The organism is Streptomyces sp. NPDC107765, assembly GCF_055657085.1.
The window spans coordinates 236,297-257,034 of record NZ_JBVKBL010000010.1; the positions used below are offsets into that span (position 1 = coordinate 236,297).

Below are 20,738 nucleotides of genomic sequence, written 5' to 3' on the forward strand. Positions count from 1 at the left end.
GTCGGGGGCCTTTCAGTGGGGTGAGTAACGGGACTTGAACCCGCGACATCCTGGACCACAACCAGGTGCTCTACCAGCTGAGCTATACCCACCATGACCGGTGCTGTGTGGTTCTTTTTCCCCACCGGCTGAGAAAAAGTGTACAGGGTCTTCAGGGGTGCTCGCGCCCAGGTTTCCGGCTGGGGGAGCGTGGGCGTGTCTTCCGGGTCACCGCGACTGCGGCGACGACCCGGAAGACGGCCCGGGGTGGGTCACGACGACGGCGCGGACTGCGGCGTCACCGGCGGCGCGGACTCCGGCGTGACCGGCGGCGCGGACGCCGGTGCCGGCTCGGCCGGCAGCACGTGCTTGGCGGCGATGGCCTTCGCGGTGTCCGAGTCGGGGCCGGGCTGCGGCACGAAGACCGCCTCCCGGTAGTAGCGCAGCTCCGCGATGGATTCACGGATGTCCGCCAGCGCCCGGTGGTTGCCGTTCTTGTCCGGACTGTTGAAGTAGGCCCGCGGGAACCAGCGCCGGGCCAGCTCCTTCACGGACGACACATCGACGATCCGGTAGTGGAGATGGCTCTCCAGCGCCGGCATGTCGCGCAGCAGGAAGCCACGGTCGGTGCCGACGGAATTGCCGCAGAGCGGCGCCTTCCCCGGCTCCGGCACGTGCTGCCTGATGTACGCCAGCACCTGCGCCTCGGCCGCCTCCAGCGTCGTTCCGCCGTCCAGCTCCGCCAGCAGCCCGGAGGCGGTGTGCATCTGGCGCACCACCTCCGGCATGGTGCGCAGCGCCTCGGCCGGGGGGCGGATCACCACATCCACCCCGTCGCCCAGCACATTCAGCTCCGAGTCGGTGACCAGTGCGGCCACCTCGATGAGCGCGTCGTTCGCCAGCGAGAGACCGGTCATCTCGCAGTCGATCCACACCATGCGATCGTTCATACATCTCACCCTACGGGGCGCTCGCGCTGTCCGGGGAGCACGGGTCGGCCCGCAGCCCGGCCGACCGCGGTCTCCGGCATCCGGGGGACATAGGCGTCCGACTGCGGTTTGGCCGCCTCGGCCGCCTCCGCCAGGCCGTGACCGGCCAGCGCGGTCGCGGAGAACCCCGCGCCCGCCCCCAGCGCCGCCCGCTCGCGCTCCGGCCGCTCGGCGCGCTCGGCCCGCTCGGGTCTGAGCGCGGGCTCGGGCGCACCGTTCTGCGGCCGGCGTGCGCGGTAGGCCGCGCGGTAGGCGGCCGGCGAGGCCCCCAGCTGGCGCCGGAAGTGCCCGCGCAACGCGACCGGCGACCGGAACCCGCAGCGGCCGGCGACCTCGTCCACCGAATAGTCGGAGGTCTCCAGCAGCCGCTGGGCCTGCAGCACCCGCTGGGTGATCAGCCACTGCAGCGGCGCGCTCCCGGTGAGGGAGCGGAACCGCCGGTCGAAGGTGCGCCGGCTCATGTACGCGCGCGCGGCGAGCGTCTCCACGTCGAACTGCTCGTGGAGGTGCTCCAGCGCCCAGGCGACGACCTCGGCGAGCGGGTCGGCGCCGATCTCCTCCGGTAATGACCTGTCCAGGTAGCGCTGGTGGCCGAGGTCGGAGGCGGTGCGCCGGGGCGGCACCACCAGCCGGCGGGCCAGCGCGTTCGCGGCGTCCGCGCCGTGGTCGGTGCGCACGATGTGCAGGCACAGGTCGATGCCGGCTGCGGTGCCCGCGGAGGTCAGCACGTCGCCGTCATCGACGAACAGCTCCCGCGGGTCCACGTGGACGGACGGATAACGCTTGGCGAGCGTCGGCGCGTACATCCAGTGGGTCGTGGCCGGCCGGCCGTCGAGCAGTCCGGCCGCGGCGAGGACGAACGCCCCCGTGCACAGCCCGACGATCCTGGCCCCTTCTTCGTGCGCCCGGCGCAGCGCGTCGAGCGCGGCGGGCGGCGGGGCCTGGGTGATGGAACGCCAGGCCGGTACGACGACCGTCCCGGCACGGGAGATCGCCTCCAGCCCGTAGGGGGCGGACAGCTCCAGCCCCCCGGTCGTGCGCAAAGGCGCATCTTCGCCAGCGCACACAAGCAGCCGGTACCTCGGAACCCCGGCGTCCTGTCGGTCGATGCCGAAGACCGAGAGCGGAATGGAGCTCTCGAAAATAGGGCCGCCACTGAAGAGAAGCACCGCGACTATTTCGCGGCGCCGTCGGGCGGCGAGCTTGCGTGCGGCATCTGGTACGGCAGCGGAGTCCTGGCTCATGGCACTTAAGCCCCCCTCGGTCGTCTCGCCCTCGCGGTCCTGCACAGTTCCCCCGCCGTCACTACCAAGATCGAATCTACTGTGTCCCGTGAGGATGGAGTGCCAAGTTCACCACCCGCTGGTATGTCGATATGGCAACTTGGCGCGAAGCATTCGATCACGAAGCGTTCCACTCGTCGGCCCTGCAAGGGAAGTACGCGTCTCGGCTCTGCCCGTTCGCAGGAGGACACAACCATGCCCAGCGGTCCTTTCCGCCCTGCTCACACCGGGGTTGGGGGGTGCCGGGGGCAAGGCGGGGGCCCTGTCCGGAAGTTGGCTGAAAACGGTCGTGCGCGGACTGGCAGACGCCTCAGTCGACCGGCGTACGCCGTTCGACGTGCCGCCCGCTCCTGCGCGCCCGCGCCCCAGAACGTCCGCTTCTGCCCCGTTCTCGCCCCGTGGTGCGCCCGCGGAGTCCGGCCGCGGTCCGTTCGGACCGCCGCAACAGTGCGCGGCAGGCGCAGGTCACCGCGGCCAGACCGGCGGCGGTGCCGGCCGCGCCGGCCCACGAGGCGCCGCTGATGATCAATACGAAGGGGACCAGGGCGCAGCTGAACGCGCCCCAGCGCACGACGTCGCTCACTGGGTCGGGTGATCTGTCGGGCGGCAACGGCACCTCGTGCTCCCCTCGGGCGGGCTGCTACTACAACGTCACCGACGATCTTGGGTCACCGCGAGGGGTACGTACGGGGGCAGGACGGGGCATTGCCATCCGGGCCACGCTCCGGCATGCTCCGGGGAACGTTCGAGGCCCCCGGTCCACCTCGTCCGGGCACCCGGTGCCCGCGGCGGGCTCTGGGCAGCGGGGGAGTGGCGCCGTACTCTTGGGGTATCGGCTTGGGAAGATGATTCCCAGTCGTATCGTTCCTCTTTGAACTATGGCTCCCGAGCCTCGATCGAGCCAGCTCAGTCAACTGCCGGATCAAGTCAATCGCCGTTCCCCGTTCGCCCCTCCGCAAGAGGACGTCCTCGCCGAGACACCAATGGCCGGTCACGAAATCCCCGAACCCGCGGACCGCAAGCAGGTCGCCGATCCGATGGCGGACCTGGAAGCGGCGGAAAAGACGCGCCACTCCTGCGATCCGGCATTCCGGCACGGCGTCGTGGTCGGCTTCGACGGCTCCATGTCGAGCGAACGCGCGTTGGCGTATGCAATCGGTATCGCGCGGCGGCACAGCGCCGGACTGATCATCGTCCACGTCGCCAACCGGCTCCCGACGACGGTCTGGGCGGGCTGCGAGCCCCCGGTCTTCGTCGACGTACCGGACCACCGCACCGAGGTGCTCGGGCTGGAGCTGGCCTGCGCGGACCACCTCTCCGAGGTGCCCTGGATCCTGGTCGAGCGCGGCGGCGACATCTGCCACGAGCTGGAGGAGGTCGGCCGGGAGTACGAGGCCGACGCGATCGTGGTCGGCTCGACGCACGGCATCGTCGGCCGGATCTTCGGCTCGGTCGCGGGACGACTGGCGCGCCGGGCGCAGCGCCCGGTCATCGTGATCCCCTGACGGATCGCTTCTTCTCCCCGCCTCCCGTGCACAGTTGAGGAGGCGTCAAGAACGGACCGGGTCGGCACCCTCCTCATCTCTTGTGAAGCCGAAGAGGTGGATTGTGCGCCAAAGAAGGGTAGAAAACGGTCACGTGGGCGCGCCGCACCACGGGCCCGGCGGCCGCGCGCACGGCAACTGCGTGCTGCCGGCCGGGAGGTGACGGTTCCCAGGCGGTGGCATCCCGCCGGCGTTTTGGGCGACGCCGGCACAGGGGAGGCGGCGGCGTCGCGCGCGTAATGGTGGCACGCGCGCGACGCGGTCGCCGACGGGCGACTACTCGACCGTTACGGACTTGGCCAGGTTGCGGGGCTTGTCGATGTCCCGGCCGAGGGACAACGCCGTGTGGTAGGCGAGCAGTTGGAGCGGGATGCCCATCAGGATCGGGTCCAGCTCGGGCTCGTTCTTCGGCACGATGATGGTGTCGTCGGCCTTCTCCTGGTCCTGGTGCGCGACGGCCAGGATGCGGCCGCTGCGGGCCTTGATCTCCTCCAGGGCCGCGCGGTTCTTCTCCAGCAGGTCGTCGTCCGGCACGATCGCGACGGTCGGCATCGCGGGCTCGATGAGGGCCAGCGGGCCGTGCTTGAGCTCGGAGGCCGGGTACGCCTCGGCGTGGATGTAGGAGACCTCCTTGAGCTTCAGGGACGCCTCACGGGCCACCGGGTAGCCGCGGACCCGGCCGATGAACATCATCGACTTGGCGTCCGCGTAGCGCGCCGCCAGCTTCTTGATCTCGTCCTCGCCCTTGAGGATCTCGTCGATCTGGCCGGGCAGCTTGCGCAGGCCCTCGATGATCCGCTTGCCGTCCGCGACGGACAGGTCGCGGATCCGGCCGAGGTGCAGGGCGAGCAGCGCGAAGGAGACCACCATGTTGGTGAAGCACTTGGTGGACACCACGCAGACCTCCGGGCCGGCGTGGACGTAGATGCCGCCGTCGGTCTCCCGGGCGATCGCCGAGCCGACCACGTTCACCAGGCCCAGGACCCGTGCGCCCTTGCGCTTGAGCTCCTGGACGGCCGCCAGCACGTCGTAGGTCTCACCGGACTGGGAGACCGCGACGTAGAGCGTGTCGGGGTCCACGACCGGGTCGCGGTAGCGGAACTCGGAGGCCGGCTCGGCGTCCGAGGGGATGCGGGCCAGCTCCTCGATCATCTGCGCGCCGATCTGGCCGGCGTGGTACGAGGTGCCGCAGCCGAGGATCTTGACCCGGCGGATGGTGCGGGCCTCCCGGGCGTCGAGGTTGAGGCCGCCGAGGTGCACGGTGGAGAACCGGTCGTCGATCCGGCCGCGCAGCGCGCGGTCCACCGCGTCGGCCTGCTCGGAGATCTCCTTGTGCATGTACGTGTCGTGGCCGCCCAGGTCGTACGACTCGGCCGCGTACTCGACGGTCTCCGGCGTCGCCGTCGTACGGGAGCCCTCGGTGGTGTACGTGCGGTAGTCGTCGGCCTTCAGGGTGGCCATCTCGCCGTCGTCGAGGGTGACGACCTGGCGGGTGTGCGAGACCAGCGCGGCGACGTCGGACGAGACGAACATCTCGTGCTCACCGATGCCGAGCACGACCGGGGAGCCGTTGCGGGCGACCACGATCCGGTCGGTGAAGTCGGAGTGCAGCACGGCGATGCCGTAGGTGCCCTCGATGTGCCGCAGCGCCTCGCGGACCTTCTCCTCCAGCGTCTCGGCCCGGGAGCGGCCGATGAGGTGCGCGAGGACCTCGGTGTCGGTCTCGGAGGCGAAGGTGACGCCGTCGGCGGTCAGCCGGGCGCGCAGCTCGGCGGCGTTGTCGATGATGCCGTTGTGGACGACGGCGACCTTGCCCTCGGTGTCCAGGTGCGGGTGGGCGTTGTCGTCGGTGGGCGCGCCGTGGGTGGCCCAGCGGGTGTGCGCGATGCCGGTGGTGCCGGCGAACCGCTTCGGCAGCCGGGCCTCCAGGTCCCGGACCCGGCCCTTGGCCTTGGCGGTCTTCAGGCCCGCGGACTTGCCGGTGCCGCTCGCGTGGAGGGCGATGCCGGCCGAGTCGTAACCGCGGTACTCCAGGCGGGCCAGGCCCTCCAGGAGCAGCGGAGCAACATCGCGTTTGCCGATATATCCGACGATCCCGCACATACAGTGACCCTCCGAGAAAGACGTGTGTCGGTTGTGGTGTGCCCGGTGCCTGCCGGGCGCCGGCCGTGGCCCGGTCGGCGGTGACCGGTCGCGGTGGACCGGTCAGCCGTAGACGAGGCGGCGCAGCTGGCGGGCGGAGAGATCGGGCGGGGCCACGGCGCGGTGCGGCATCTCGTGGCGGATCCGTTCGAAGATCTCCTCGTTCCGCAGCCCCTGGGACTGCAGCTCCCGATGTCGCCGGCGGACGAACTCCTCCGTCGTCTCGTCGAAGTACGCCAGCACGTCCAGCACCACCCGGGCGGCCTCACCGCGCTGCAGCGGTGTGCTGCGCACCAGGTGGTCCACCAGGTCTTCGTGTGGCGCATCCGCGCGGTTCCGGCGTTCGAGCACCCGTCGATACTGCGGGGAGCCGCCAAGATTCGCAAGAAATCTGCCCGATATCGGGCAGGTACCCGATTTGGGTGCGGGAAAGTGGTCTACACCTTGACCGCGTTCCAGGCTCGCGGTACGCATGGTCACCGCTCGGTCGCTCCATGCCATGACATGCCCGACGCTCGCCGAAGGGACCGTCGATGAGACGACGCAGACTACTGGGCTCGCTGCTGCTGACCGTGGCGGCGGCGCTGGGAACCGCCGCCGCACCGCCGGCCGCCGCCCGGGCCGCCGCCCCCACCGTCCCCCTCGACCACGTCGTGCCCGCCCCGGCGTCGGTGCACGAGGGCGGCACCCCGTACACGATCGGCGCCGGCACCCGCATCCGGGTGCCCGGCGGCTCCGGCGACGCGCGGCGGATCGCCGGCTATCTGGCGGGCCTGCTGCGCCCCTCCACCGGCTACGCCCTGCCGGTCACCACCAAGGGCGGCGACGGCATCGTGCTGCGGCTCGGCGGCCGGGGCACCGCGGACCTCGGCGCGGAGGGCTACCGGCTGCGCGTGGACGGCCGCACGGTGACGATCGGCGCCCGCCGGCCCGCCGGCCTCTTCCACGGCGTCCAGACGCTCCGCCAGCTGCTGCCCCCGGCCGCCGGGGAACGCCGTGAGCAGGCCGGGCTCTGGAGGATCGCCGGCGGCACCGTCGCCGACACCCCGCGCTACGGCTACCGAGGCGCGATGCTCGACGTGTCCCGGCACTTCTTCACCGTCGACCAGGTGAAGCGCTACATCGACCAGCTGGCGATGTACAAGATCAACAAGCTGCATCTGCACCTCTCCGACGACCAGGGCTGGCGGATCGCCATCCGCTCCTGGCCGCGGCTGGCGACCTACGGCGGCTCCACCCAGGTCGGCGGCGGCAAGGGCGGCTACTACAGCCAGGACGACTACCGCGAGATCGTCCGCTATGCCGCCGACCGCTTCCTGACCGTCGTCCCCGAGATCGACATGCCGGGCCACACCAACGCCGCACTGGCCTCCTACGCCGACCTCAACTGCAACGGCGTCGCGCCGCCCCTCTACACCGGCACCCACGTCGGTTTCAGCTCGCTGTGCGTCCCCAAGAAGGTGACCTACGACTTCGTCGACGACGTCGTGCGCGAGCTCGCCCGGCTCACCCCTGGCCCGTACCTCCACATCGGCGGCGACGAGGCGCACTCCACCAGCCACGCGGACTACGTCGCCTTCATGGACAAGGTGCAGCCGGTGGTCGCCAAATACGGCAAGACCGTGATCGGCTGGCACCAGCTGACCGGCGCGCACCCGGTGAAGGGCGCCCTCGCCCAGTACTGGGGCTACGACGCCACCGGCGCGGCCGAGCGGCAGCAGGTCACCGACGCGGCCCGGAACGGCACCGGGCTGATCCTCTCGCCCGCCGACCGCGCCTACCTCGACATGAAGTACGACAAGGACACCCCGCTCGGCCTGAACTGGGCCGGCTACGTGGGCGTCCGGCGGGCGTACGACTGGGACCCGGGGAGTTACCTCCAGGGCGCGCCCGGCGGGGCGATCCGCGGCGTCGAGGCGCCGCTGTGGTCCGAGACCCTCTCCACCTCCGCGCACATCGAGTACATGGCCTTCCCGCGGCTCCCCGGCATCGCCGAGCTCGGCTGGTCCCCGCGCGCGAGCCACGACTGGGACTCCTACAAGCACCGGCTGGCCGCCCAGGGCCCCCGCTGGGACGCGCTGGGCATCCACTACTACCGCTCACCGGAAGTCCCTTGGCCGACGGCGTGAGGGCGCGCGGCACGACGTAGCGGTGCGCGGCATGTCGTAGCGGTGCGCGGCACGACGTGAGGGCGCCCGGCACGACGTAGCGGCGCTCGGCATGTCGTAGCGGTGCGCGGCACGACGTACGGCGCGCGCCGCGCCATACGGAGCGTCACGTGCGCCACCACGGGGTGGGTCCCGGAATACCGCCGGAGCCCACCCCGTTGTGGCCCACAGGGGGCGCTCGCACCCCCTACGGGATCTGTTCGACCGCCCCCTACGGGATCTAGAACCCCAGCTCCCGGGCGATCAGCATCCGCTGCACCTCGCTGGTGCCCTCGCCGATCTCCAGGATCTTGGCGTCCCGCCACATGCGGGCCACCGGGTACTCGTTCATGAAGCCGTACCCGCCGTGGATCTGGGTGGCCTCGCGGGCGTTGTCCACCGCGATCTCGGAGGAGTACAGCTTCGCGAGCGCCGCCTCCTTCTTGAACGGCTCGCCGTGGACCAGCCGGGAGGCGGCGTCCCGCCACGCCAGCCGGGCGGTGTGCGCCCGCATCTCCATGTCGGCGAGCTTGAACTGGATCGCCTGGTTGGCGCCGATCGGCTTCCCGAAGGCGTGACGTTCCTTCGCGTACTTCACCGACTCGTCCACACAGCCCTGTGCCAGGCCGGTGGCCAGCGCCGCGATGGCGATCCGGCCCTCGTCGAGGATCCGCAGGAACTGGGCGTAGCCGCGGCCCTCCTCGCCCAGCAGGTTGCCGGCCGGCACCCGGACGTCCGAGAAGGACAGCTCCCGGGTGTCCGAGGCGTTCCAGCCGACCTTGGAGTACGGGGCGGCGACCGTGAAGCCGGGGGTGCCGGACGGCACGATGATCGAGGAGATCTGCGGGGAGCCGTCGGCCTTGCGGCCGGTGACCGCGGTGACCGTCACCAGGCCGGTGATGTCCGTACCGGAGTTGGTGATGAAGCACTTGCTGCCGTTGATCACCCAGTCCCCGCCGTCCCGCACCGCGGTCGTGCGGGTCGCGCCGGCGTCCGAGCCGCCGTCCGGCTCGGTCAGGCCGAACGCGCCGAGCATCTCGCCGCTGCACAGCTTGGGCAGCCACTCGCGCTTCTGCTCCTCGGTGCCGAAGCGGTAGAGGGGCATGGCGCCCAGCGAGACGCCCGCCTCCAGGGTGATCGCCACCGAGGAGTCGACCCGGGCCAGCTCCTCCAGGGCGATGCCGAGGGCGAGGTAGTCGCCGCCCATCCCGCCGTACTCCTCGGGGAACGGCAGGCCGAACAGGCCCATCCGGCCCATCTCCTGCACGATCTCGTACGGGAACGCATGCTGCTCGTAGTACTCGCCGATCTTCGGGGCGACGACGTCATGCGCGAACGCCTCGACCGTACGCCGGAGTTCTTCCAGCTCTTCGGGCAGACGGTGGTCCAGTGACATGGTCACTCCTTGTGGGAGAGGGCACGCAGGGTGCGCGAGGGGCTCGGGCGGCCCAGGACACCGGCCATCCACACGCTCGTGGCGGTGAGCCGGTCGAGATCGACGCCGGTGTCGATACCGAGGCCGTGCAGCATCCACACGAGGTCCTCGGTGGCGAGGTTGCCGGTGGCGCTCTTGGCGTACGGGCAGCCGCCGAGGCCGCCCGCCGACGCGTCGACGGTGGTGACGCCGTGCTGCAGCGCGGCGAGGGTGTTGGCGAGGGCCTGCCCGTAGGTGTCGTGGAAGTGCACGCCCAGCTTCGGGGTGGGGACGCCCGCCTCGTTCAGGGCGGCGAGCAGGTGCTGGACGTGGCCGGGGGTGGCCACGCCGATGGTGTCGCCCAGGCTCAGCTCGTCGCAGCCCATGTCGAGCAGCGCCCGGCACACCCGGACCGTCTGCGCGACCGGCACCGGGCCCTCCCAAGGGTCGCCGAAGCACATCGACAGATAGCCGCGGACGTGCACCCCGGCGTCCTTGGCGCGGGCGACGACCGGGGCGAACATCGCCAGCGCCTCGTCGACCGTGCGGTTGAGGTTGGCCTTGGCGAACGACTCGGTGGCGCTGCCGATCACCGCGATCCGGCGCGCGCCCAGCGCCAGCGCGCGGTCCAGCCCGCGGTCGTTGGGCACCAGGACCGGCAGCCGGTGCGGGTCGAGGTCGCTCAGCAGCGGGAACAGCCGTTCGGCGTCGGCGAGTTGGGGCACCCACTTGGGGTGCACGAAGCTGGTCGCCTCCACCACCGGCAGGCCCGCGTCGACGAGCCGGTGGACGAACTCGGCCTTGATCTCCGTGGGCACGACGGTCTGCTCGTTCTGCAGGCCGTCGCGCGCGCCGACCTCATGGATGCGCACGCGGGCGGGCAGGCCCTCCGCGGCGACCTCCATCGGCAGTCCGGTGACGGTCATGACGCCACCTCCCCGTCGGCGCCGTCGACGCCGCCCGAGCCGTCTGTGTCGTCGGCGCCGTCGGTGCCGTCGGTGCTGTCCACGGGTGCGATCACGGCCAGCACCTGGTCCATGGCGACGGTCGAGCCGACCGTCACGTCCAGTTCGGTCACCGTCCCGGCGTGCGGGGCGGAGATCACGTGTTCCATCTTCATCGCCTCCACCACCAGCAGGCCCTGGCCCGCGGTGACCTCGTCGCCGACCGCGACCTTGACGACCGTGACGGTGCCCGGCATCGGGGCGGCCAGGGTGTCCGCGCCGTGCGCCCCGGCGGCGCCGCGCAGTGCGGCCGCCACCGGGTCGTGGTCGGCCACCTGCCAGGCGTCGCCGTCCCTGCCGAGCCAGTCGCCGCTGCGGTGGAAGGTGTGCACCACCCCGTCGACGGTGATCCGGACGCGGTCCGGTGCGACCTCGGCGGTGTCCTCGGGGCCGCCGGGCAGGACCTCGCGGACCACCGGGTCGTGGCCCGGCACCCGCAGCCAGTGGCGCACCGGGGCGGGCCGGCCGCCGAGCCGGAAGCCGCTCGGCGCGGCGAACGGGTCGCGCCAGCCGGCCGCGTCCACCGCGGGCGCGAGGGCGGCCTGCCGCACCGCCGCGGCCGCCGCGTACACCTCGTCCGGGACGCCCGCCTCGACCAGGCCGGCCGCCTCCCGCTCCACCAGACCGGTGTCCAGCTCGCCGGAGACCACGTCGGGGTGGGCCAGCAGCCGCCGCAGGAACCCGGCGTTGGTCGTCACGCCGAGGGTGACGGTGTCGGCCAGCGCGGCCCGCAGCCGGCGCAGCGCGCTCGCCCGGTCCGGGCCGTGCGCGATGACCTTGGCGAGCATCGGGTCGTACCGGCTGCCGACCTCGCCGCCCTCGGTGAGGCCGGAGTCGGTGCGCACCCCGTCCCCGTCGACCTCGTGGAGCGAACGGACCGTGCCGCCGGTCGGCAGGAAGTCGCGGGACGGGTCCTCGGCGCAGAGCCGGGCCTCGACGGCGTGGCCGGTGAGGGTGATGTCGTCCTGGGCGTACGGGAGGTGCTCGCCGGCGGCGGTCCGCAGCTGCCACTCCACCAGGTCCAGGCCGGTGACGAGCTCGGTGACCGGGTGCTCCACCTGGAGGCGGGTGTTCATCTCCATGAAGTAGTACGCCGAGGGGTCCTTGCCCGGGACGATGAACTCGACGGTGCCGGCGCCGCGGTAGCCGCAGGAGCGGGCCGCCTGCACGGCCGCCTCGCCCATCGCGGCCCGGGTCGCCTCGTCCAGCAGGACCGACGGGGCCTCCTCGATGATCTTCTGGTGGCGGCGCTGCAGGGAGCACTCGCGCTCGCCGAGGTGGAGGACGGTGCCGTGGCCGTCCGCCAGCACCTGGATCTCGATGTGCCGGGGCCGGTCGATCCAGCGCTCGACGAGGAGGGTGTCGTCGCCGAAGGAGGAGCTGGCCTCGCGGCGGGCGGCGGCGATCTCCTCGGCGAGCAGCGCCTCCTCGCGGACCAGCCGCATGCCCTTGCCGCCGCCGCCCGCGGACGGCTTGAGCAGGACGGGCATGCCGATCTCCCGTGCCGCAGCGGCCAGTTGGGCGTTGTCCAGGCCGCTGCCGGAGGAGCCGGGGACGACCGGGACGCCGGCCGTGCGGACCGTCTCCTTGGCGCGGATCTTGTCGCCCATCAGCTCGATGGCGTCGGCCGGCGGGCCGATGAAGACCAGGCCCGCCTCGGTGCAGGCCCGGGCGAAGGCGGCGTTCTCGGCGAGGAAGCCGTAGCCGGGGTGGACCGCCTGGGCGCCGGTGCGGGCGGCCGCGTCCAGCAGCCGCTCCACGGACAGGTAGCTCTCGGCGGCCGGGGCCGGGCCGATCCGTACGGCCGTGTCGGCCTCGCGGACGTGGCGGGCCCCGGCGTCCGCGTCGCTGAACACGGCGATGGAGCGGATGCCGAGCGTACGGAGCGTGCGGATGACGCGGACCGCGATCTCGCCGCGGTTGGCGATCAGGACGCTGTCGAACATGGTCGTGGGCATTCCTCTCACATCCGGAAGACGCCGAACTGCGGCTCGCCCAAGGGGGCGTTGGCACAGGCGGTCAGGGCGAGGCCGAGGACCTGGCGGGTCTCCAGCGGGTCGATGACGCCGTCGTCCCAGAGCCGGGCGGTGGCGTAGTAGGCGTTGCCCTGCGACTCGTACTGGGCGCGGACGGGGGCCTTGAAGGCGTCCTCCTCCTCGGCGCTCCACTCCTCGCCGCGGGCCTCCATCTGGTCGCGCTTGACCGTGGCGAGGACCGAGGCGGCCTGCTCGCCGCCCATCACGGAGATCTTGGCGTTGGGCCACATCCACAGGAAGCGGGGGGAGTAGGCCCGGCCGCACATGGAGTAGTTGCCGGCGCCGTACGAGCCGCCGATGACGACCGTGAGCTTGGGGACCCGGGTGCAGGCCACGGCCGTGACCATCTTCGCGCCGTGCTTGGCGATGCCGCCCGCCTCGTAGTCCCGGCCGACCATGAAGCCGGAGATGTTCTGGAGGAACACCAGGGGGATGCCGCGCTGGTCGCACAGCTCGATGAAGTGGGCGCCCTTCTGGGCGGATTCGGAGAACAGGATGCCGTTGTTGGCGACGATGCCGACCGGGTGGCCGTGGAGGTGCGCGAAGCCGGTGACCAGCGTCGTGCCGTACTCGGCCTTGAACTCGGCGAACCGCGAGCCGTCCACGATCCGCGCGATCACCTCCCGCACGTCGTAGGGCGTCCGGGAGTCCACCGGCACCGCGCCGTACAGCCCGGCCGGGTCGACCGCGGGCTCCTCGACGGGCCGCACCGTCCAGGGCAGGGCGGGCCGCTCGCCGAGTGTCGAGACGATGGTGCGGACGATGCGCAGCGCGTGGGCGTCGTCCTCGGCGAGGTGGTCGGTGACGCCGGAGGTACGGGAGTGGACTTCGCCGCCGCCCAGTTCCTCGGCGGTGACGACCTCGCCGGTGGCGGCCTTCACCAGGGGCGGGCCGCCCAGGAAGATCGTGCCCTGGTTGCGGACGATCACGGCCTCGTCGCTCATGGCGGGGACGTACGCGCCGCCGGCCGTGCACGACCCGAGGACGGCCGCGATCTGCGGGATCCCGGCGCCGGACATCCGCGCCTGGTTGTAGAAGATCCGCCCGAAGTGCTCGCGGTCGGGGAAGACCTCGTCCTGCATCGGCAGGAAGGCGCCACCGGAGTCCACGAGGTAGATGCACGGCAGGTGGTTGTCGAGGGCCACCTCCTGGGCGCGCAGGTGCTTCTTGACCGTCATCGGGTAGTACGTGCCGCCCTTGACCGTGGCGTCGTTGGCGACGACCACCACCTCGCGGCCGGAGACCCGCCCGATGCCGGCGATCACGCCGGCGGCCGGCGCGGCCCCGTCGTACATCCCCTCCGCGGCCAGCGGCGCCAGCTCCAGGAAGGGCGAGCCGGCGTCCAGCAGGGCGTCGACCCGGTCGCGGGGCAGCAGCTTGCCGCGGGCGGTGTGCCGCGCCCGGGCCTTCTCGCCGCCGCCGAGGCGGGCCGCCGCGAGCCGTTCGCGCAGTTCGGCGGCGAGCTCGCGGTGTGCGGCCTCGTTGGCCCGCCAGGAGTCGGAGGCCGGATCGTCCCTCGGACTCCGGCCGAGGGACGCCCCGTCGCCTCCCAGCACCGGTGCCTGCTCCATCACTACGAGCCCCCTTGCTCGGTCGTCCGCCCGGCCACCGCGGTGTGCGGCCGCCGGGCATCCGGGTTAATGGGCGTTAACGTCGTTTCCTTCAGGTTAACGACCACTAACCCGGCTGTCTACAATCGACGGCATGAGTAATGCGCAGGCCCCCGCCCCGACCAGCCGCCGCGAGCAGATCCTGAAGGAGGCCGCCCGGCTCTTCGCCGAGCGCGGGTTCCACGGCGTCGGCGTGGACGAGATAGGGGCGGCCGTGGGCATCTCCGGCCCCGGGCTCTACCGCCACTTCGCGGGCAAGGACGCGATGCTCGCCGAGCTGCTGGTGGGGATCAGCGAGCGGCTCCTCGCGGGCGGCCGGATGCGGGTCGCGGAGGGCGGCGAGGACCCCGAGGCGGTGCTGCACGCGCTGATCGACGGCCACATCGACTTCGCGCTGGACGACCGCCCGCTGATCACCGTGCACGACCGCGAGCTGGACCGGCTGCGCGAGGCCGACCGCAAGCGGGTGCGCCAGCTCCAGCGGCAGTACGTCGAGCTGTGGGTGGAGGTCGTCCGCCGGGTCCACCCGGGCCCCTCCGAGTCCCAGGCCCGGGCCGCCGTGCACGCCGTCTTCGGCCTGCTGAACTCCACCCCCCACCTGGGCCGCCCCGGCTCCCTCCCGGGCCGCACGGAGATGGCGGAGCTGCTGCACCGGCTGGCGCTGGGGGCCTTCGGTGCGGTGGCCGGGGCGGCGGAGGCGGGTGGGCCGGCGGCGGGGGGCCCGGTGGCCGCGGGCGCGTAGTGCGCTGCCGCACACCTGGTCGTTGAGGTCTGGACAGTCCAGGTGACCGGCCGGTAGCTTTTCGCTGAGCAAGCGCTTAGACGGTGCTTGGTCGGCATTTGGGCCGGTGACCTGGAGGAGGCGACGTAACCATGCGCCGTACGGTGTTCAACGAGGACCACGAGGCGTTCCGCGAGACCATACGAGCCTTCATCGAGGCCGAGGTCGTACCGGTCCACGACGAGTGGTTCGCGGCCGGCCAGGTCCCGCGCGAGTTCTACTACAAGCTCGCCGAGCTGGGCGTCTTCGGCATCCGCGTGCCCGAGGAGTACGGCGGCGCCGGCATCGACTCGCACAAGTTCGAGGCCGTGATGTACGAGGAGACCGCCCGCGCGGGCGTCACCTTCGGCGGCTCCGGCGTGCACGTCCTCCTCGGCCTGCCGTACATCGAGATGCTCGCCACCGACGAGCAGAAGAAGCGCTACCTGCCGAAGTTCGTCAGCGGCGAGGAGATGTGGGCGCTGGCGATGACCGAGCCGGGCACCGGCTCCGACCTCGCCGGCATGAAGACCACCGCCAAGCTGAGCGAGGACGGCACGCACTACGTCCTCAACGGCTCCAAGACCTTCATCACCGGCGGCGTGCACGCCGACCGCGTCATCGTCTGCGCCCGCACCGCCGCGCCCACCGCCGAGGACCGCCGCCACGGCATCTCCCTCTTCGCCGTGGACACCACGTCCGAGGGCTACTCCATCGGCCGCAAGCTCGACAAGCTCGGCCTGCGCACCTCCGACACCGCCGAGCTGGCCTTCGTCGACGTCAAGGTCCCCGTCGAGGACCTGCTCGGCGAGGAGAACAAGGGCTTCTACTACCTCGGCCAGAACCTCCCCTCGGAGCGCTGGGGCATCGCCTTCGGCGCGTACGCGCAGGCCAAGGCCGCCGTCCGGTTCGCGCAGCAGTACGTGCAGGACCGCACCGTCTTCGGCAAGACCGTCGCGTCCTTCCAGAACACCAAGTTCGAACTGGCCGCCTGCCAGGCGGAGGTGGACGCCGCCGAGGCCGTTGCCGACCGCGCCCTGGAGGCCCTGGACGCCGGCGAACTGACCGCGGCCGAGGCCGCCTCCGCCAAGCTCTTCTGCACCGAGGTCGCCCACCGCGTCATCGACCGCTGCCTCCAGCTGCACGGCGGCTACGGCTTCATGAACGAGTACCCGATCGCCCGCCTGTACGCCGACAACCGCGTCAACCGCATCTACGGCGGCACCAGCGAGGTCATGAAGTCCATCATCGCCAAGTCCATGGGCCTGTAAGGCCGTTGGGGCCCAGGCACGTGAACGACGCACTCCGGTCCCTGCTCGATCTGCTCGACCTGGAGCGGATCGAGCAGGACATCTTCCGCGGCCAGAGCCGGGCGGCGCTGGTGCCCCGGGTCTTCGGCGGCCAGGTCGCCGCCCAGGCGCTGGTCGCCGCCGGCCGCACGGTCCCCGAGAACCGGCCGCCGCACTCCCTGCACGCGTACTTCCTGCGTCCCGGCGACCCCGGCGCGCCCATCGTCTACACCGTCGACCGGATCCGCGACGGGCGGTCCTTCACCACCCGCCGGGTCGTCGCCGTCCAGCACGGCCAGCCGATCTTCCACCTCTCCGCCTCCTTCCAGGAGTACGAGGAGGGGCTGGACCACCAGACGGACATGCCGGCCGCGCCCGACCCGGAATCCCTGCCGACGGCCGCCGAGATGCTGCCCCGCCACCTCCCGGCGGACATCGCCGAACGGCTGGTCGAGGCCCGCGCCGCGGTCGACCTGCGGTACGCGGACACCCCGCCCTGGGGCACCGTCGGGCAGCCGCGCGCCCCGCGCTCCCAGGTCTGGTTCAAGGCGGGCGGCAAGGTCGCCGACGAGCCCCTGCTGCACGTCTGCCTGGCCACCTATGTCTCCGACATGACGCTGCTGGACTCGGTCCTGCTCGCCCACGGCCGCGGCGGCTGGGCCGTCGGCGACGTCGTCGGCGCCTCACTGGACCACGCCATGTGGTTCCACCGCCCCTTCCGCGCCGACGAATGGCTCCTCTACGACCAGGAATCCCCCTCCGCCTCGGGCGGCCGCGGCCTGGGCCAGGCCCGCATCTGGACCCAGGACGGCCAACTCGCGGTCTCGGTCATCCAAGAGGGGGTTGTGCGGGTGCCGCGGGGGTAGGCGCGCGGGCGGCACCGCTGGGTGGGGGCGGGCGTCGGCCGGGCAGCGGCCGCGGTTGCGTTGTGACGTGGTCGTACGGCCCTAGGGATGCCATCGGCCGCTTAGGGCATGGCACCCCCGCCACCCACCCGTGGGCTCCGGAAGGCGGGCTCCACCTCAGTGGAAGTCCCCGGCCGCGATCCGCTCGACCCGGGTCCGCCGCACCCTCAGGGAAGCCGGGTCCTCCACCGGCCACTCCCTGATTCCTGACCTCCGCAGGTAAACGACGCCCTTGCGGATATCGGTGACGACGGCCAGCCGCCCCGGGGCGTACTCGACCTCGTCGCCAACTCCTGGCAACTTTCTGGGATTCGGATTTCCGGGATTCACAGGACGGCCTCTGCTTCCGTGCAGACACCGTGCCGGCCGGCGCACGGCCGGCACGCGTGCAGGCCGTCCGGACCGGCGATCTTCTCCCGCGCCAGGCTGTAGCCACAGTGACAGCAGGGGCAGGCGTTACCAGTGATCTCGTCAACCGTCCATGTCTTGGCGGCCGGAACGGCGTCCCATCCCGTGGTCATGACGCACCTCCCAGACCGAGATAGGCGGCCCACTCGCCGGAGTCCCAGCCAATGGGGTCGCCGTGCCGGAGGCGAAATGCGCGGGCTTCGGACGAAAGAGATCTTGCATCGGTGCGTACGGCGGCGGATGCCGTACGTGGGCGCGAAGCGGTATCGGCGAGGGTGCGGTGAGCGTTTGATGCAGTCGGCATCGTGGTCAGTCCTCCAGATCGCTGCTGGCATGACCAGCTAACGCGGCAACAGGGCAGTGTCCTGAGGGAGATCAGGCATCTTGTTTCGCCTGCCGCCTAGGGCGATTTGGCCACTCCTTTAGCTGACGGCACGGTGAGCGTGGAGTTACCGTGCGTGCATGAACTCCTCGCGGAACAGGACGCTTGAGGCATGGATGAAGGAGCACGGTTACAGCTCCAATTCGCTGGCGGAGGCGGTGAATTCGGCCGTAGGTGACCTCACCGGCAGATTCGGGGGACTGGACGGCTCATCGATCCGGGACTGGAAAGCGGGCCGCGTACGGTGGCCGAAGTCCGCGACCCGCGTTGCGCTGGAGAAGGTCACCGGCCTGCCCGCCACCGCCTTAGGGTTCGTACCGCGGGGCCGGGCCCCGTCGTCCACCCCCGCCCCACCGCCGGAGGACCCCGTGGAACGCCGTCGCTTCCTCGCCGCCGGGACGGCCGTGGCTGCCGCCTCCGCCGCACCAGCTTTAACCGCCAACCGCCGCGTGGGAATAAGCGATGTCGTCCGGCTCCAACAACGTTTCACCGAGATCATCGCGAGTGACCACCGCCATGGCGGCCGACTCGGCATCGAGCAGCAAGCCACGTCGCTCGCCGACGAGGCCCTGGCCCTGCAGAACTCCGGGAGTGCCAGTCAGCGGGTACGTGCCTACGTATACGGATGCGCGGCGGCCTTCCGGTCCTCGGCGATGTGGGCGGCGATCGACGGACGCCGTTGCGACGACGCGATCGTCCACATGCGGGAAGCGCAAGCACTCGCCGAATTGGCAGCCGATCCGGCCATCAAATTCCGCATTTGGTCACACGCCGGGACGTTGTACCGGCACATGGGCCGTCCCGGCGAAGCTATTGCTGCAAATGACGTCGCCCGAGGGCTGTCCATCACGCGTCGTGATCCGTTGTTCGCGTCCTTGGGGCTCGCCAGGCAGGCCGCCATCCATGGCCTTGCCCGGAATCTCAAAGCTGCTCGACGCAGCTTCGACCAGGCCCAGGACGCGATGAATCGCGCGGATCCTGCCGCTGATCGCCCCGTGTGGATGACCTCGTTCTACGACCAGGCGGAATTGGATTCTCTCGCGCTCACGGGGTACCTCGCACTGGGCGACTACGAGACAGCCGAGGCGCACGCGCATCGATGTCTGGCCGCTCTCCGTCCCCACATGCGGCGATCGAAGGCCATTGCCACCACTCGCCTGGCGTGTGCCCAACTCGGCCAAGGCGACGTGGAAGCGGCCGTTTCGACTGCCATGACTGTCCCGGCAGATGCCGCCGCTCATCACCCCCGGGTCGCCGGAATGCTCCACGCCTTCAACGCCAGGATCACCGCCGTGGCGCCAAAGAACTCCACCGCCCGAATGTGGAATCAGCACGCACACACCATGGGGAAGGAATCGGTATGACGTCCACCATCGAGCTACGCACATTCCACTCACTCGGACCGGCTCGGCAGCATCTTCTGGACGTCTATGCCGATGTACGCGCAGACCTCCTGCACCTGCCGAACTATGCGGTCGCTACCTTCGCGGAGCGCCTCGACCGCCATTCCACGGAGCCAGGATGGGTGGCGGTCCTGGCCTATGAAGGGAACGAACCCATCGGCTATGCGTACGCCAACTCCGTGGATTCAGGAGACCGTTGGTGGAAGCGTGTCACGCCCGCCCCGCCGGCCGAATACACCAGCAGGAATGCCGTAGCCCTCAAGGAAATCGGCGTTCGCGTCCCCTGGCGCGGTACGGGCACAGCTCGGCGTATTCATGACGCCCTCCTCGCCGGGCGCAGCGAGCCGTACGTCAGTCTCATGGTCAATGCCCTCGCCGGGGACGGAAAGGTGCACCGCCTCTACAAAGGTTGGGGGTACGAGGACATCGGCCGGAGCCAGCCCTCAGCGGCCTCACCGGTCCTTACCGCGATGATCAGGCCCGTGCGCTGAGCCCGGAGCGGGGGTGGGCCGAGGGGCTCACCGGCCGGTCGCCTGGGCAAGCCGCCGGTCCAAGTTATCGTTACGTGCGACGTCGGCAGCAGAAGGTGGATGCAGCGCGTGGCCGCACTGGTCTATTTCAGAAAGATCGCTGAGGACGCCGACGCCGTTGTCTATTTGTTCGGCGAAGATGCCTCTGAGATGACGCGACAGCTGATCATGGATAAGGGCAATCACCGGTCGCGGTCAGGCGACGGGAACGTTGACTATGCGTTCCTCAAGGCGTCGCGAAAGATCAGCTCGATGCGCGACCGGGCAAGTGAATGGCCTGAACGTGGAATGAGTGCCAGCTGATTTTTCGTCCACCGGGACGGCGACCTTCGCGCCATGGCAGGAGCGCGGCCGGAGCCACGAGGCGGGCACGTTCGGAGAGTTGGCGCGCGGCGTCCGTGCAACGTGCTTGCTTCAAGTGCACTTGAACCTCCTAACGTTGCCGGCATGACGGTGATCGACAGCACGTCCGTGACATCCCCGCCCGTGGACGTTTGTGTGGTCGCGGGGACGGAGCATCCGCGGCCCGACGGCCAGGACCGTTACACGATCAGTGAGGTGGCGGCGTACACCGGGCTCAGCGCGCCCACCCTTCGCTGGTACGAGGAGATCGGGCTGCTGCCGGACGTGGCGCGGTCGCACAACGGGCAGCGCCGGTTCGGCAACCGGGACCTGGACTGGCTCGCCTTCGTGCGCAGGCTGCGGCTGACCGGGATGCCGGTCGCGGACATGGTGCACTTCGCGCGGCTGGTCCAGCGGGGTGAGGAAACCTTCGACGAGCGGCGGCAGATCCTCGAACGGACCCGGCGCGAGGTCCTCGCGCGGATGGCGGAGCTGCAGGACACCGTTGCCGTACTCGACGCCAAGATCGACTTTTATGCGGGCGCCCCCGAGGCGTCGGAAAGGGCCTGAG

General features: G+C 71.0%; 19 protein-coding genes and 1 tRNA gene. 9 read left to right on the top strand and 11 right to left on the bottom strand.

All coding sequences use genetic code 11. The annotated features are described in order from the left end of the window. Nucleotides 1-16: 16 nt before the first annotated feature. From ACZ7MX_RS24670 to ACZ7MX_RS24680, 3 genes are all read right to left on the bottom strand, one after another. A tRNA-His gene (locus tag ACZ7MX_RS24670) sits at nt 17-92 on the bottom strand. A 159-nt stretch (nt 93-251) separates the two neighbouring features. Beyond that, nucleotides 252-929 (bottom strand): oligoribonuclease, encoded by a 678-nt coding sequence (orn, locus tag ACZ7MX_RS24675; protein ID WP_051798459.1) that lies wholly within the window; start codon nt 927-929, stop codon nt 252-254. A 5-nt stretch (nt 930-934) separates the two neighbouring features. Continuing rightward, the gene (locus ACZ7MX_RS24680; RefSeq protein WP_310724784.1) at nt 935-2,212 is read right to left on the bottom strand and encodes a helix-turn-helix domain-containing protein; all 1,278 of its coding nucleotides are present in this window, start codon (nt 2,210-2,212) and stop codon (nt 935-937) included. Nucleotides 2,213-3,234: 1,022 nt separating this feature from the next. Between ACZ7MX_RS24680 and ACZ7MX_RS24685 the strand changes: the two genes are divergently transcribed. Next, nucleotides 3,235-3,756, top strand: a complete 522-nt coding sequence (locus tag ACZ7MX_RS24685; RefSeq protein ID WP_030414048.1) for a universal stress protein — start codon at nt 3,235-3,237, stop codon at nt 3,754-3,756. A gap of 315 nt (nt 3,757-4,071) precedes the next feature. Here ACZ7MX_RS24685 and glmS read toward each other — a convergent pair whose 3' ends face one another. Further along, nucleotides 4,072-5,898, bottom strand: a complete 1,827-nt coding sequence (gene glmS / locus ACZ7MX_RS24690) for a glutamine--fructose-6-phosphate transaminase (isomerizing) (RefSeq protein ID WP_472135397.1) — start codon at nt 5,896-5,898, stop codon at nt 4,072-4,074. 102 nt (nt 5,899-6,000) lie between these two features. Next, entirely contained in the window at nt 6,001-6,288 is a 288-nt protein-coding gene (locus tag ACZ7MX_RS24695) for a hypothetical protein (protein ID WP_030414050.1), read from the bottom strand. A gap of 182 nt (nt 6,289-6,470) precedes the next feature. Here ACZ7MX_RS24695 and ACZ7MX_RS24700 point away from each other — a divergent pair, with 182 nt between their 5' ends. Next, entirely contained in the window at nt 6,471-8,066 is a 1,596-nt protein-coding gene (locus tag ACZ7MX_RS24700; RefSeq protein WP_472135399.1) for a beta-N-acetylhexosaminidase, read from the top strand. A 259-nt stretch (nt 8,067-8,325) separates the two neighbouring features. Here ACZ7MX_RS24700 and ACZ7MX_RS24705 read toward each other — a convergent pair whose 3' ends face one another. Genes ACZ7MX_RS24705 through ACZ7MX_RS24720 form a run of 4 tightly spaced genes read right to left on the bottom strand, consistent with a single transcriptional unit; the run spans nt 8,326 to nt 14,109 of the window. Next, a complete protein-coding gene (locus tag ACZ7MX_RS24705) occupies nt 8,326-9,480 on the bottom strand; it encodes an acyl-CoA dehydrogenase family protein (protein WP_393569014.1) in 1,155 nt (384 codons plus the stop codon). Nucleotides 9,481-9,482: 2 nt separating this feature from the next. Next, entirely contained in the window at nt 9,483-10,424 is a 942-nt protein-coding gene (locus tag ACZ7MX_RS24710) for a hydroxymethylglutaryl-CoA lyase (protein WP_472135401.1), read from the bottom strand. After that, on the bottom strand, nt 10,421-12,460 hold the full coding sequence (locus ACZ7MX_RS24715; protein ID WP_472135403.1) for an acetyl/propionyl/methylcrotonyl-CoA carboxylase subunit alpha: 2,040 nt from the start codon (nt 12,458-12,460) through the stop codon (nt 10,421-10,423). Before ACZ7MX_RS24715 ends, ACZ7MX_RS24710 begins: the two co-directional genes overlap by 4 nt. 5 nt (nt 12,461-12,465) lie before the next feature. Beyond that, nucleotides 12,466-14,109: a carboxyl transferase domain-containing protein gene (locus tag ACZ7MX_RS24720; protein WP_472135405.1), complete on the bottom strand. Its 1,644-nt coding sequence runs from the start codon at nt 14,107-14,109 to the stop codon at nt 12,466-12,468. A 133-nt stretch (nt 14,110-14,242) separates the two neighbouring features. On the opposite strand from ACZ7MX_RS24720, the gene ACZ7MX_RS24725 reads away from it, so the two are divergent. From ACZ7MX_RS24725 to ACZ7MX_RS24735, 3 genes are all read left to right on the top strand, one after another. After that, entirely contained in the window at nt 14,243-14,890 is a 648-nt protein-coding gene (locus ACZ7MX_RS24725; RefSeq protein ID WP_030414056.1) for an SACE_7040 family transcriptional regulator, read from the top strand. A gap of 131 nt (nt 14,891-15,021) precedes the next feature. After that, nucleotides 15,022-16,179, top strand: coding sequence for an acyl-CoA dehydrogenase family protein (locus tag ACZ7MX_RS24730; RefSeq protein WP_362149151.1), 1,158 nt, complete (start codon nt 15,022-15,024; stop codon nt 16,177-16,179). Between the two features lie 20 nt (nt 16,180-16,199). Then, the gene (locus ACZ7MX_RS24735; protein WP_472135407.1) at nt 16,200-17,063 is read left to right on the top strand and encodes an acyl-CoA thioesterase; all 864 of its coding nucleotides are present in this window, start codon (nt 16,200-16,202) and stop codon (nt 17,061-17,063) included. Between the two features lie 156 nt (nt 17,064-17,219). Here ACZ7MX_RS24735 and ACZ7MX_RS24740 read toward each other — a convergent pair whose 3' ends face one another. After that, nucleotides 17,220-17,402 (bottom strand): hypothetical protein, encoded by a 183-nt coding sequence (locus tag ACZ7MX_RS24740; RefSeq protein ID WP_472135409.1) that lies wholly within the window; start codon nt 17,400-17,402, stop codon nt 17,220-17,222. 26 nt (nt 17,403-17,428) lie between these two features. After that, entirely contained in the window at nt 17,429-17,623 is a 195-nt protein-coding gene (locus tag ACZ7MX_RS24745; protein WP_472135411.1) for a hypothetical protein, read from the bottom strand. A gap of 349 nt (nt 17,624-17,972) precedes the next feature. Between ACZ7MX_RS24745 and ACZ7MX_RS24750 the strand changes: the two genes are divergently transcribed. The 4 genes from ACZ7MX_RS24750 (at nt 17,973) to ACZ7MX_RS24765 (ending at nt 20,737) form a co-directional block, all read left to right on the top strand. Next, a complete protein-coding gene (locus ACZ7MX_RS24750; protein ID WP_472135413.1) occupies nt 17,973-19,256 on the top strand; it encodes an XRE family transcriptional regulator in 1,284 nt (427 codons plus the stop codon). Next, a complete protein-coding gene (locus ACZ7MX_RS24755; RefSeq protein WP_472135415.1) occupies nt 19,253-19,786 on the top strand; it encodes a GNAT family N-acetyltransferase in 534 nt (177 codons plus the stop codon). Before ACZ7MX_RS24750 ends, ACZ7MX_RS24755 begins: the two co-directional genes overlap by 4 nt. A gap of 108 nt (nt 19,787-19,894) precedes the next feature. After that, nucleotides 19,895-20,128, top strand: coding sequence for a hypothetical protein (locus ACZ7MX_RS24760; RefSeq protein ID WP_472135416.1), 234 nt, complete (start codon nt 19,895-19,897; stop codon nt 20,126-20,128). Nucleotides 20,129-20,272: 144 nt separating this feature from the next. Continuing rightward, nucleotides 20,273-20,737 carry a MerR family transcriptional regulator gene (locus ACZ7MX_RS24765; protein WP_472135417.1) on the top strand — a complete coding sequence of 155 codons (465 nt, stop codon included), beginning with the start codon at nt 20,273-20,275 and terminating at the stop codon, nt 20,735-20,737. Nucleotide 20,738: the final 1 nt, after the last annotated feature.